Source organism: Burkholderia sp. Bp9143 (genome assembly GCF_003853645.1).
Classification (GTDB): Bacteria; Pseudomonadota; Gammaproteobacteria; order Burkholderiales; family Burkholderiaceae; genus Burkholderia.
On record NZ_QTPO01000025.1, the window covers coordinates 105,276 to 117,943 of the forward strand.

At 69.8% G+C, this 12,668-nt stretch carries 13 protein-coding genes; 6 read left to right on the forward strand and 7 right to left on the reverse strand.

The features are described from left to right. Nucleotides 1-246 precede the first annotated feature (246 nt). Entirely contained in the window at nucleotides 247-825 is a 579-nt protein-coding gene (gene sodB, locus DIE23_RS20110) for a superoxide dismutase [Fe] (RefSeq protein ID WP_124499809.1), read from the forward strand. Nucleotides 826-935: 110 nt separating this feature from the next. Here sodB and chrA read toward each other — a convergent pair whose 3' ends face one another. Together chrA and DIE23_RS20120 are read right to left on the reverse strand one after the other, a co-directional pair. Then, a complete protein-coding gene (gene chrA, locus DIE23_RS20115) occupies nucleotides 936-2,147 on the reverse strand; it encodes a chromate efflux transporter (protein ID WP_124613734.1) in 1,212 nt (403 codons plus the stop codon). Nucleotides 2,148-2,250: 103 nt separating this feature from the next. Continuing rightward, entirely contained in the window at nucleotides 2,251-2,958 is a 708-nt protein-coding gene (locus DIE23_RS20120) for a Crp/Fnr family transcriptional regulator (RefSeq protein ID WP_124613735.1), read from the reverse strand. An 81-nt stretch (nucleotides 2,959-3,039) separates the two neighbouring features. On the opposite strand from DIE23_RS20120, the gene DIE23_RS20125 reads away from it, so the two are divergent. Beyond that, nucleotides 3,040-3,564 carry a DUF962 domain-containing protein gene (locus DIE23_RS20125; RefSeq protein ID WP_124613736.1) on the forward strand — a complete coding sequence of 175 codons (525 nt, stop codon included), beginning with the start codon at nucleotides 3,040-3,042 and terminating at the stop codon, nucleotides 3,562-3,564. 109 nt (nucleotides 3,565-3,673) lie between these two features. After that, nucleotides 3,674-4,288 (forward strand): methyltransferase domain-containing protein, encoded by a 615-nt coding sequence (locus tag DIE23_RS20130; protein ID WP_124613737.1) that lies wholly within the window; start codon nucleotides 3,674-3,676, stop codon nucleotides 4,286-4,288. Nucleotides 4,289-4,303: 15 nt separating this feature from the next. Here DIE23_RS20130 and DIE23_RS20135 read toward each other — a convergent pair whose 3' ends face one another. After that, nucleotides 4,304-5,578, reverse strand: coding sequence for an EAL domain-containing protein (locus tag DIE23_RS20135; RefSeq protein ID WP_124613738.1), 1,275 nt, complete (start codon nucleotides 5,576-5,578; stop codon nucleotides 4,304-4,306). 180 nt (nucleotides 5,579-5,758) lie between these two features. After that, on the reverse strand, nucleotides 5,759-7,198 hold the full coding sequence (mdtD, locus tag DIE23_RS20140; RefSeq protein WP_124613739.1) for a multidrug transporter subunit MdtD: 1,440 nt from the start codon (nucleotides 7,196-7,198) through the stop codon (nucleotides 5,759-5,761). Nucleotides 7,199-7,398: 200 nt separating this feature from the next. Between mdtD and DIE23_RS20150 the strand changes: the two genes are divergently transcribed. Beyond that, complete coding sequence (locus tag DIE23_RS20150; RefSeq protein WP_124613740.1) at nucleotides 7,399-7,722, forward strand: DUF2917 domain-containing protein; 324 nt, start codon at nucleotides 7,399-7,401, stop codon at nucleotides 7,720-7,722. On the opposite strand, the gene DIE23_RS20155 is transcribed toward DIE23_RS20150, so the two are convergent. Then, on the reverse strand, nucleotides 7,695-8,927 hold the full coding sequence (locus tag DIE23_RS20155) for a citrate/2-methylcitrate synthase (protein ID WP_124613741.1): 1,233 nt from the start codon (nucleotides 8,925-8,927) through the stop codon (nucleotides 7,695-7,697). The genes DIE23_RS20150 and DIE23_RS20155 overlap by 28 nt on opposite strands. 139 nt (nucleotides 8,928-9,066) lie before the next feature. On the opposite strand from DIE23_RS20155, the gene DIE23_RS20160 reads away from it, so the two are divergent. Further along, nucleotides 9,067-10,458, forward strand: a complete 1,392-nt coding sequence (locus tag DIE23_RS20160; RefSeq protein ID WP_124613742.1) for a CoA transferase — start codon at nucleotides 9,067-9,069, stop codon at nucleotides 10,456-10,458. 21 nt (nucleotides 10,459-10,479) lie between these two features. On the opposite strand, the gene DIE23_RS20165 is transcribed toward DIE23_RS20160, so the two are convergent. After that, nucleotides 10,480-11,226 (reverse strand): GntR family transcriptional regulator, encoded by a 747-nt coding sequence (locus DIE23_RS20165; RefSeq protein ID WP_124499819.1) that lies wholly within the window; start codon nucleotides 11,224-11,226, stop codon nucleotides 10,480-10,482. 157 nt (nucleotides 11,227-11,383) lie between these two features. On the opposite strand from DIE23_RS20165, the gene DIE23_RS20170 reads away from it, so the two are divergent. Further along, nucleotides 11,384-12,229: an aldo/keto reductase gene (locus DIE23_RS20170; protein ID WP_124613743.1), complete on the forward strand. Its 846-nt coding sequence runs from the start codon at nucleotides 11,384-11,386 to the stop codon at nucleotides 12,227-12,229. Between the two features lie 26 nt (nucleotides 12,230-12,255). On the opposite strand, the gene DIE23_RS39605 is transcribed toward DIE23_RS20170, so the two are convergent. Beyond that, nucleotides 12,256-12,668: hypothetical protein (locus tag DIE23_RS39605; RefSeq protein ID WP_185646498.1), on the reverse strand; the 413-nt coding region annotated here is incomplete at its 5' end.

A 12,668-nucleotide genomic window follows, 5' to 3' on the forward strand; every position in this document is an offset into this window, starting at 1 on the left:
GCGGTGGCGGCGGCGTAAGCGAAACGAAGGTCACGCACCCGGCGGTCCGGATGCACCGGGCGTGCCGGACGCGGGAACGGAGGCTGCGCATCGTCGTCTCGTCCTGCCGGATGAAGCGTCAGCGCCGATTTTCTGCATACCGCGGATAAATGCCCGTGAGTTTGCGGGGATATTCGGACTCGCCTACAATCGGACGCTCGGCAGCATTCAACACAGCCTCCCTACATACTCAACGAAGGAATCGCCATGGCTCATACGCTCCCGCCGCTCCCGTACGCTGAAGACGCACTCGCGCCGACCATCTCGAAAGAGACGATCGAGTACCACTACGGCAAGCACCATCAGGCTTATGTGACGAACCTGAACAATCTGATCCCGGGCACGGAGTTCGAAAGCCTGTCGCTGGAAGAGATCGTGAAGAAGTCGTCGGGCGGCATCTTCAACAACGCCGCGCAAATCTGGAACCACACGTTCTTCTGGAACAGCCTGTCGCCGAACGGCGGCGGCGCACCGTCGGGCGCGCTGGGCGACGCGATCAACGCGAAGTGGGGTTCGTACGACGCGTTCAAGGAAGCGTTCACGAAGGCCGCGGTCGGCACGTTCGGTTCGGGCTGGGCATGGCTCGTGAAGAAGGCCGACGGTTCGCTCGACATCGTGTCGACGAGCAACGCCGCCACGCCGCTGACGACGGCCGACAAGCCGCTGCTGACGATCGACGTGTGGGAACACGCGTACTACATCGACTACCGCAACGCACGTCCGAAGTTCGTCGAAGCGTTCTGGAACATCGTGAACTGGGACTTCGCGGCGAAGAACTTCGCGTAAGTCCAGGCGTCCCGCGCGCCTTTGCGGCGCGCGGCACCCCAAGAAAAGCCCTCGTCACGAGGGCTTTGTTGTTTTTGTCGGGCGTGAATCGACGCGCGGCATTCGCCGGATCAGACGATCATCCCCGACAACCAGCCGAGCGCCGCACTGGCGATCACGACGGCCCACGGCGGCACGCGCCAGAACACGAGCGCGACGAACGCGACGAGCGCGGCCGCGAAGTCGCGCGGCGACACGATCGTGTCGCTCCACACCGGGTGATAGAGCGCGGCCAGCAGCAGCCCGACGACGGCCGCGTTCACGCCCGCGAGCGCGGCCTGCATGCGCGTGCTGCGGCGCAGGCGTTCCCAGAACGGCGCGGTGCCCGCGACGAGCAGGAACGACGGCGCGAAGATCGACACGAGCGCGATCGTTCCGCCGAGCCAGCCGTTCGGCGCGTCGCGCAGCGATGCCCCGAGGAAGGCCGAGAACGTGAAGAGCGGCCCCGGCACGGCCTGCGCGATGCCGTAGCCGGCCAGGAACGCGGAATCGCCGATCCAGCCCGGCGCGACGACGGCGGCCTGCAGCAGCGGCAGCACCACGTGCCCGCCGCCGAACACGAGCGCGCCGGTGCGGAAGAAGGCGTCGATCACTGCGAGCGTGCTCGAATGAAACGCACCGGCCGCGACCGGCAAGACGACGATCAGCGCGGCGAACAGGACAAGCCACAGCACGCCCGCGCGGTTCGACACGTGCAGCGGCAATGGATCGTGGGCGCCGCGGTCGGGCTGGGGCAACAGCACGAGACCGGCTGCGCCCGCCGCGACGATCACGGCCACCTGTAGCCATGCGGCCGGCACGAGCAGCGCGATGCAGGCCGCGATCACCATCAGCGTGACGCGGCGCGCATCCGGGCACAGCGTGCGCGCCATGCCCCACACCGCCTGCGCGATCACCGCGACCGACACGATGCGCAGCCCGTGCAGCGCGCCCGCCGCGACCGGCATGCCCGTCGCGTTCACGCCGAGCGCGAACAGCATCATCAGCAGCGCCGACGGCAGCGTGAAGCCGAGCCACGCGGCGAACATCCCCGCATAGCCCGCGCGAGACAGGCCGATCGCCATCCCGACCTGGCTGCTCGCCGGCCCCGGGAGGAACTGGCACAGGCCGACGAGATCCGCATACGTGCGTTCGGTCAGCCAGCCGCGCCGCGTGACGAACGCGTCGCGGAAGTAGCCGAGATGCGCGACGGGCCCGCCGAACGACGTGAGGCCGAGTCGCAGGAACGCGACGAATACGGGCCACGCGTGGCGGGAAGGAGTAGTGACGGTGGACGTGTTCAAGCGTGGATGCGGGGAGGGTGAACGAGCCGCCACGATAGCGCGATGCGATGCCGGCGGGAATGCGGCGTTGCGGCGATTGCGCGGCGGCGGTGTCGGGACATGGTCAGTACGTGTGGTCGGGCAGCCCGCTCGCGCGGCGCAGCGCGTCGACGTCGACGAGTTCGATCTCGCCGACATGCAGCCGCACGACGCCGTCGGCCTGCAGCGCCTTCAGCAGCTGGTTGGTGGTCTGCCGCGTCAGCGACAGCATCGCCGCGAGTTTTTCCTGCGATAGCCGGATGCGCGTGCGGCCGGCGCTGATCCCGCCGTAGCCGTCGGCGATCATCAGCAGCCGTGCGGCCAGCCGCTGCGCGGCCGGCATCACGCTCATCGATTCGACGGTCAGGAAGCTCAGCCGGAGCTTTTGCGCCATCAACAGCGCGAACTGCCGCCAGTATTGCGGCGTCGTGTCGAGCGTCGCGAGCAGCGCGGCCTGCGGGACGTGCAGCAGCAGCGTGTCGTCGAGTGCGATCGCGTCGTGCGTGCGCGGCTGGCCGTCGAACAGCGCGATCTCGCCGAACCATGTGACGGGTTCGGCGACCATCAGCAGCGCTTCCTTGCCCTGCGGATCGACCGCGCCTATGGTGAGGGAACCGGCCAGCACCGCATACAGCCCGCACGGCGGGTCGCCGCGGCGAAACAGCGCGTGGCCGGCCGGCAGGCGCCGCAACGCGGCGCGGGCGAGCAGGTCGTCGCGCAACGCGGGCGGCAGCGCGGCGAACCACGGGTGCGCTGCGATCTGCGGCAGGTAGGGGGCGAGCGGCGAGGGCATGGGCACGCGATGTCGGGTAGCTGACAGAGGTTCTCGGGCGTGACGCGCATCATAGCGCTCAATGATCGTTCAGGAGACACCATGAAGACGCTCGAAGACCACCTTTCCCAGTATGCGGCCTACCATCGCGACGCGCGCAACATCGCGACGCATCTGGTCGGCATCCCGATGATCGTGTTCGCGGTCGAGGTGCTGCTGTCGCGGCCGGCGCTCGGCACGCTGGCCGGTATCGCTCTGTCACCGGCGCTGCTGCTCGCGGTGGCGTTCGCGGCGTTCTACCTGCGCCTCGACCTGCGCTTCGGGGTGGTGATGACCGCGCTGTTCGCACTCGGCCTGTGGGCCGCGCAGACGCTCGCGCTGCTGCCGACCGCGCGATGGCTCGGGATCGGCATCGGCGCGTTCGTGGTCGGCTGGATCGTGCAGTTTGTCGGGCACTGGTTCGAGGGGCGCAAGCCCGCGTTCGTCGACGACCTGGTCGGGCTGATGGTCGGGCCGCTGTTCGTCGTCGCGGAAGTCGCGTTCTTCATGGGCCTGCGCGGCGACGTGCGCCGCGAGGTCGAGCGGCGCTCGGGCCCTGTCCATGGCGGCGCGCACTCGCATGTCTGACACGTCGGCCGCGCAGGTACCGCGCGTCGCCCACCACACCACGCGCGATGCGCAACGGCTAAGATGCGGGGTGCGTCGCACGACAGGACGCGTACGCGGAGCTATCGACATGGTGGATCGCCCGACTCTCGATGCCTACGAAGCCCATGCCGCGCAATACGCGCAGGACTGGCTCGACCAGGCCGCCCCCGACGACATGTATGCGCTGCTCGAGCAGTATTTCTCGCCGGGGCCGACGGCCGACGTCGGCTGCGGCGCGGGGCGCGATACCGCGTGGCTCGCTTCACGGGGATTCGACGTGCGCGGCTACGATGCGAGCGCCGCGCTGCTCGCCGAGGCGCGCCTGCGCCACCCGTCGCTGACGTTCGAGCTGGCTGCGCTGCCGGCGCTCGCCGGCGTGCCGTCCGGCGCGTTTCGAAACGTGTTGTGCGAGACGGTCGTCATGCATCTCGAACAGGCGGATGCCGCGGCGGCGGCCGCGCGGCTGGCCGCGCTGCTGATGTCCGGCGGCACGTTGTACCTGAGCTGGCGGGTGGCCGGCAACGGCGCGTTGCGCGACGAGCGCGGTCGCTTGTACACGCCGCTCGATTCGGCGCGGATGCATGCGGCGCTCGGCGCCGGCATGCACGTGATCGACGAGCACGAGGTGGTCAGTGCGTCGTCCGGCAAGCGCGTGCACCGGCTGATCGCGCGTCGGGCCGGCGACGTCGAGGGCGCAGCATGAGCGCGGCGCGCGAACTCATTCGCGGTTAAGCGCCGCTTCCCAGTTGATGTCGACGCACAGCACCTGCATGCCGGTCGCGGCCGGCGCGGCGATCGATGCGGTCACGCACAGGTGCGCTTCGTTGATCGACAGGTACGGAGGCGTCAGCTGCACGCGGCCCGGCGCGCGCATCGCGTGGATGAAGTAGGGGCGGCGCTCCCAGCTCGCGCCTTCCGAATGCAGCAGCGGCCGGAAGCGCTTCGCCCGCTGCGATACGCTGCCGCGCGCGAGCACGTTGTCGCCGATCTGGCGGCCCGATGCATCGAGCAGGAAGCAGCGCGCGGTTTCCGGCAACCCGAGCACGGCGCCGGCGGCGTCGATCAGCGATTCGCCCGCGACGAGCTTCTGGCTCGCTTCCTCCAGCGCCGCGACATACGGCGCGAGGCGTTCGGCCTGCGTGTGCTCGCGTTGCGCGACGCGCAGCCGCAACGCGGCCGACAGCGTATCCATGCAGCCGGCGGCGGCCTGCGGTTGTACGGGGTCGACGCTCGGCCCCGCGAAGTACTGCCCTTGCACGAAATCGACGTCGCATTCGAGCGCGATCAGCGCATCGCGCTCGGTCGAGAGCCCGCCCATCAGCACGAGCTGTCCGGATTCGTGCAGCAGCGACACGAGCCCCGGCAGCACACGCTCGAGATGTGAGTGTTCGCTCGCCTGCGCGAGGATCCCGCGGTCGAGCGTGACGATGTCGGGGTGCAGGTGCCACACGCGGTCGATGTTCGAATGCTTCGCGCCGAAGCCGCCGAGCGCGATCAGGAAGCCGGCCTTGCGCAGACCGTCGACGATCGCCGCATAGCGCGGCGTCTCGCCGCCTGCCTGCTCGGGCACCTCGAGCACCACGCGATGCGGCGGCAGGCCGAGCGCCTTCAGGTTCGCGAGCAGCGCGTCGCCGTAGATGGTGTCCATCAGCGCGGCCGGATGCAGGCTCAGGAAGAGCCATTCGTCGTGACTGTCGAACGCGTGGAAGTTGCCGAGATGCAGCGATTCGGCGAGCCGGCCGAGCTCGAGCAGGTCGCCGCGCCGCGCCGCCTGCGTGAACACCTCGTGCGACGCGACCTGGCGGCTTTCCTCGTCGTGCGCGCGCAGCGACGCGTGATAGCCGATCGCCCGGCGGTGCGACACCGAGAAAACGGGCTGAAACACGCTGAACACGGTGTACGCACCGTACAGCACGGTGCGCCGCTTTCCGTCGTCGCCGGCGACGGGGCGGGGCGGCTGAAAGCCGGGTGGATCGATGTCGATCATGCTCATGATGTCGGCCGAAGGAAGACTGCCAGTTTACCTACAGAATAGGCGAGCAAGAAGCATGCACGACATCGCGCCCCGTGCGACGGCCGGTCGCGGCCGGCGGCTGCCGCGCGGTGCGGACGTTCTGCACCGACATGGTGCGCGGCGCGCCGTCGTGGCGATTGTGGTGGCGCGCGCCGTGTGTCACGCGCGTTCGGATGGATCCGTCTTGTGCTGCGCGCGGCCGCGGATCTCGGGTGCGAGCTGCGCGAAGATCCATGCGGACGCGGCCGTGATGATCCCGACGCAGATGAAGGTCGCATGGAACGCCGGCAGCGTGTTGCTCGGCGTCACCGTGCGCAGCATCCCCGTGAAGGTGGCCAGCAGCGTGCCCGCGACCGTGACGCCGAGGCTCATCGACAGCATCTGCACGAGCGAGAACAGGCTGTTGCCGCTGCTCGCGCCGCCCGTGCCCAGATCCTTCAGCGTCAGCGTGTTCATCGCGGTGAACTGCATCGAGTTGAAACCGCCGAACAGCGCGAGATGAACGACCTTCACCCACACGGGCACCGTGTCGCGCATCAGCGCGAAGCTCGCCATCATCACGCCGACCATGATCGTGTTCGCGAGCAGTACCTTGCGGTAGCCGTGCTGCGTGATCAGGCGCGTGATGATCCGCTTCGAGAACATCCCGGCCGCCGCGACCGGCAGCATCATCAGCCCGGCCTCGAACGCCGAATAGCCGAGGCTCACCTGCAGCAGCAGCGGGATCAGGTACGGCATCGCGCCGCTGCCGATCCGCGCGAACAGGTTGCCGAGCAGGCCGACGCTGAACGTATGGATCTTGAACAGTTCGAGCGAGAAGATCGGCTGCGGCGCGCGTACCGCGTACAGGCCGTACGCGACGAAGCACGCGAGGCTCAGGATCAGCAGCACGAGCACGGCCGCGTGCTGCATTCCGAGATCGGCGAGGCCGTCGAGCGACAGCGAGATCGCGACCATCCCGATCGTCAGCAGCAGATAGCCCTTCAGGTCGAAGCGGCCGACGGCCGGGTTGCGCGAGTCGGGCATCGAGTAGAAGGTCGCGACGCAGCCGGCGACGCCGACCGGCACGTTGATCAGGAAGATCCAGTGCCACGACGCGATCTTCACGAGCCAGCCGCCGAGCGTCGGCCCGATCAGCGGACCGATCAGCCCGGGAATCGCGACGAACGACAGCGCGGGCAGGTAGCGTTCGGCCGGGAACGTGCGCAGCACGGCGAGCCGCCCGACCGGCAACAGCATCGCGCCGCCCACCCCCTGCACGACACGGAACACGACGAGCTGCGACAGCGTATGCGCGTTCGCGCACAGCAGCGAACCGAGCGAGAACACCAGGATCGCGCTGAAGAACACGCGCCGCGTGCCGAACGTGTCCGCGAGCCAGCCCGAGACGGGAATCATCACCGCCATCGTCAGCGAATACGCGATCACGACCGACTGCATCCGGAGCGGCGATTCGCCGAGACTCACCGCCATCGACGGCAGCGCCGTGTTGACGATCGTCGCATCGAGCGTCTGCATGAAGAAGCCCGTCGCAACGAGCCAGAGCATCACGGTGAGGTTCTTTTCGCCGGGGGCGGCGGCGGGCGGGCGTTGGAACATGGGGACGGACCGGTGGCGCGGGACAGCCGCCATTGTAGGCAAAGCCGCCGTGCCACGCAGGATCGGTCCGGGTGCGCCGGACGCCCGTCCGCCGGCGGACCAGTACAGTTCAGTCGAAAGTGTCTGCAGGCGTATCTGTCCGCGTGTTGCCGCTGTCCGAAATACTGGTGTCATCGAACCCACGCGACCCGGAGGCGGCCATGCGCGAACTGCGACTCTACGAGATGGACGGCAACGAACCGGCCGGGCGGTGGCGGATCGTCGATCGCACCGTGCTGCAGGTCGCGGACGGCGATCTGTGGGTGACGATCGAGGGCCGGCTCGACGATCACTGGCTGCGCGCCGGCGAGACGCTGGCGCTGCTGCCCGGCATGCGCGTCTGGATCAGCGCGGCGGGGGGCGGCGCGGTATTCGCGTTCGGCCCGCAGACGGCGCCGGCCGTGCAGGCTGCGCCGATCGCGTGGCGACGGCTCGCTGCATGGCGCGGCGGTCGCGCTCAGGCAGCTGCGTCGCTGCCGACGTAGCGCGCGCGGGGCCGGATCAGCTTGCCGTCCGCAACCTGTTCGAGCGCGTGCGCGATCCAGCCCGCGGTGCGGCCGGCCGCGAACAGCGTGAACGCTGCGCCGTCGGGCAGCGCAAGCGTGCGCTCCAGCACCGCGAGCGCGAAATCGATCGCCGGCCGCAGGCCGGTCGCTGCCTCGACTCGCGCGGCGAGCGCACGGGCCACGCGCAGCGGCGCCCGGTCGGGCAGCGTCGCGTGCAGTGCGTCGAGCAACGCGCGTGCGCGCGGATCGCCGTCGGGATAGAGCGGGTGCGCGAAACCGGTCAGCGCCGTGCGTGCGCCGTCCGCCCGTTCGTCGTGCGCGACGCGCAGCGCGAGGTAGCGGTCGAGGTCGGCGGCACGCGCCGCTTCGTCGAGCAGGGCGCCCGCGCGGAACGTCTCGCCGCCGTGGCGCGGGCCCGACAGCGCTGCGAGCCCGCCCGCGATCGCACCGAACAGGTGGGTGCCGGTCGACGCGATGCAGCGCACCGCAAAGGTCGACGGGTTCAGTTCATGATCGGCGCACAGCACGAGTGCGCGGCGCAGCAGGTTGGCTTCGTCCGGCCGCCGGATGCGCCACGCGGCCGCGAGCTGCCGATGCACGGGCGCGTCGTCCGGCGCGATGCCGGCCAGCGCGGCCGTCGTCACGCGCAGCAGCAGCGTGGCCGCGTCGAGCTGTGCGTCGCGCCCCTGCGCCCACAGGCGCGGCAGCGAGGCGGCCGCGGCGGGAAGCAGCACCAGCGTGCGCTCGAGCGGCGCGAGATATGCCCAGCGGCGAGCCCAGTCGTCCCACTGCGCGGCGTCGAAGCCGGTCGATGCAAGCGATGCCGCTGCGAGCCGCGCAGGCGGACAATCCCACAGCCGTGCGGCCGTTTCCTCGAGCGTCGCGTCGTTCGCGAGCGCGATCGCATCGGCGCCACGGTAGTGCAGGCGGCCGTCGGCGATTTGCGTGATCCGCGATTCGAGCACGGGCACGCCCCAGTCGAGCGAGCGTTCGACGACGCCGCCCGCGCGTTTTGCATCGGCACGGCGGCGCGCGAGCAGGCGCACCTCGTCCGCGTCGTAGCGGCGGCGCTTGCTCGCGCCGTCGGGCAGCGAGCGCAGCAGGCCGCGGCTCACATATGCATAAAGGGTGCTCACGCTGACACCGAGGATGCCGGCGGCTTCCGGCGCGCTGAGGGACGTCATGCCGATCGCTCCTGTCGGGACGCATGAAGCGCGGCCCGGCTACAACTATTCGTTATGCATTGATTCGCGCAATCAAGATTGATCGTGCCTGTCGCGAATTCTAGACTCGAATCGGTCTCTCCTACGGCTCGCTTCCACCATGACACCCGAACTCGCATTGACCCGTTTGTGGCAACTCGCGCACGGCGAGCCCGGCGCACTGGCTCGCGCGGCCGTGACGGGGCAGGACCCGACGCTGCCGTCGACGTTCCACGTCGGCACGCTCGCCGCGGCGACGATCGCGGCAGCCGGGCTCGCGGCGGCCGAATGCCACAGGCTGCGCACGGGCGTCGCGCAGCGCGTCGGCGTGTCGATACGCGACGCGCTCGTCGCGTTCCGCAGCGAACGCTACCTGCGCGTGGACGACGGGCCGCCGCCCGAGTTGCGTCATCCGGTGACGGGTTTCTACGACACGCGCGACGGACGCTGGATCCAGCTGCACGCGAACTTTCCGCATCACCTGCACGGGATTCTCGACGTGCTCGGCTGCGGCCCGCAGCGCGACGACGTTGCCGCGGCGATCCGAACGTGGGACGGCGCGGCACTCGATACCGCGCTGGCCGAGGCCGGTTTATGCGCGGCATTGATAAGAACCCCTGACGAATGGGCGGCGCACGACCAGGCACGCGCGCTAGCGTCGCTGCCGTTGTTCGAGATCGAGCGGGTCGGCGACGCGCCCGTCGAGGCGATCGGACGCGGCGAGCCCGATCAACCGCTCGCGGGCGTGCGCGTACTCGATCTCACTCGCATCATCGCCGGGCCGGTCGCGGGCCGCACGCTGGCATCGCACGGTGCCCGGACGCTGCTCGTCAACGGCCCGCACCTGCCGAACATCGCGTCGCTCGTGATAGACAACGGGCGCGGCAAGCGCTCGACGTGGATCGACCTGCGCGAGGCGGCCGGTGTCGCCGCGCTGCGCGAGCTCGCACGCGACGCCGACGTATTCCTTCAGGCCTATCGCCCCGGCGCCCTCGCGGCGCGCGGGTTCTCGCCGCAGGCGCTGGCGGAGATGCGGCCCGGCATCGTCTGCGTGTCGGTGTCCGCGTACGGGCATGCGGGGCCGTGGTCGATGCGGCGCGGCTTCGACAGCCTCGTGCAGTCGGCGAGCGGCATCGCCTGGCACGAGCAGCACGCCGCGCGCGCGGACGGCCCGCGCCATCTGCCGTGCCAGGCGCTCGATCATGCGACGGGTTATCTCGCGGCGTTCGGCGCGATGATCGCGCTCGCGCGCCGTGCGACGGAAGGGGGGAGCTGGCACGTGCGGCTGTCGCTCGCGCAGACGGGGCGCTGGCTGCAATCGTTCGGCGTGGTGCCGGACGGCCTGCATGCACCGGATTTCACGTTCGACGACGTGCGCGACCGGATCGACCAGTGCGCGTCGCCGTTCGGCACGATCGACGCCGTGCGTCCCGCCGAACGCCTGTCGGCGACGCCGCCGCGATTCACGCGGCCGCCCGTGCCGCTCGGCACGGACGAGGCGCGCTGGCTGTGAGCGCCGACGGCGACGTGCGCGTTACTTGCGCAGCTCGACGACGAAGTCGTAGTAGTCGTTGCGGCAGTAAGTATCGGTGAGCTCGATTGCGCGCTGGTCGGCCGTATAACCGATTCGCGTGATCAGCAGCAGCGCGTCGTGCGGCGCGATGCCCATCTGCTGCGCGATCTCGTCGGTCGCGTTGACCGCGCGGAAATGCTGCAGCGCGCGCACGATCGGCGTGCCGCGTGCTTCGAGATAGCTGTACAGCGAACCGCCGATCGCCTGCGGATCGGGGATCAGCGTGGCGGGGAACGTCGAATTCTCGACGGCCATCACGATGCCGTCGGCGAGGCGGAGGCGTTTCAGCCGTGTCACCGATGCAGCCGGCGACAGGCCGAGCTGGATCACTTCGTCGCGGTTCGCCGGCTGGATCTCGCGCTCGAGCCATTGCGAACTCGGCTTGAAGCCGCGGCGCTCGAGCATCTCGCTGAAGCTCGACAGCCGCGACAGCGGATCCTCGTAGCGCGGCTGGATGAAGTTGCCGGCGCCCTGCGTGCGGCGGATCAAGCCCTGCTCGACGAGCAGGGCGATCGCCTTGCGCGCGGTGATGCGCGACACGCCGAGTGCTTCGGACAGCACGCGTTCGGACGGCAGCGCCTCGCCGGCCGCCCAGCGATTGTCGTGGATCGCGTCGCCGAGCTTGCGGGCGAGTTGCAGGTAGAGCGGCGTGTCGTTGTCGGGGTCGGGGCGCAGGTCCTGCCAGCGGTCGTCCGTGGGTGCCTTCATGGAATGGGTATCGATCAGGTTGCCGGCCATTCTAAGTCATCATGCGGCGCCGTTATAGCCGGTTTTTGCCGTGTAACACGCGGGCAGGGCGCCGATTGACTACACTGGCCGATGCTTCGGCCGCGGTGTGCGGCCACCTATCCGCAGCGAGGAGCGCATGACAGATACGATCGCCACGGTCGTCCTGCCAGACGGCGAGACGATCCCGAAGCTTGGCCTGGGTACCTGGGAAATGGGCGAGCGGGCCGCGCGGCGCGCGGACGAGATCGCCGCCTTGCGCGAGGGCATCGCGCTCGGCATGACGCTGGTCGACACCGCCGAGATGTACGGCGAAGGCGCGACCGAGGCACTCGTCGGCGAGGCGCTGGCCGGCCTGCGTGACAACGTGTTCCTGGTCAGCAAGGTGTACCCGCATCATGCGAGCCGGCGCGGCGTCGTCGCCGCGTGCGACGCGAGCCTCAAGCGCCTGCGCACCGATCGCCTCGACCTGTACCTGCTGCACTGGCGCGGATCGGTGCCGCTCGAGGAGACGGTCGAAGGCTTCGAGGCACTGCGGCGTGCGGGCAAGATCCGCCACTGGGGCGTCAGCAATTTCGACACGGCCGACATGGCCGAACTCGTCGACGAGGCGGGCGGCGGTGCGTGCACGACCAACCAGATCCTCTACAACGTCGCGCGGCGCGGCCCGGAGTTCGACCTGCTGCCGTGGCTCGCCAATCACCGGATGCCGGCGATGGCCTATAGCCCGGTCGATCACGGGCGGTTGCCGAAGCGCTCGCCGCTCGACGAGATCGCGCGGCAGCGCGGCGTGTCGGTGACGCGCGTCGCGCTCGCCTGGGTGCTTGCACAGCCGGGTGTGTTCGCGATCCCGAAGGCGTCGCGGATCGAGCACGTCCGCGACAATCGCATGGCGCTCGATCTCGTGTTGAGCGATGACGAGCGCGCGCAACTCGACGGCTACTTCCGTCCGCCGCGCAGCAAGCGCGCGCTCGAAATGCTCTGACAGCACCGGGTCAGGCGACGCTTCGGTCAGTGGCCATGGCCACCGGCAGATCCGCCGTTGCCGCCGGCACTGCCATTGCCATTGCCGACACCGTTGGCACCGCCGTTGCCGGTGCCGCCACTGCCGTTGCCATTACCGTTGCCGCCGCCATTGCCGTGGCCACCGGTTCCATGACCGCCGGCCGATCCGCCGTTACCGCCGGCACTGCCGCCGCCATTGCCATTGCCGCCGCCATTGCCGCCGGTTCCGTGGCCGCCGCTGCCGCCGCTGCCGCCGCTGCCGCCGCTGCCACCGCTGCCACCGCTGCCACCGCTGCCACCGTTGCCGCCGTTGCCACCGTTGCCACCGTTGCCGCCGCTGCCGCCGTTGCCGCCGCCGTTGCCGCCGCCATGACCGCCGCCGTTGCCGCCGCCATTGCCGCCGCCATTGCCGCCGCCAT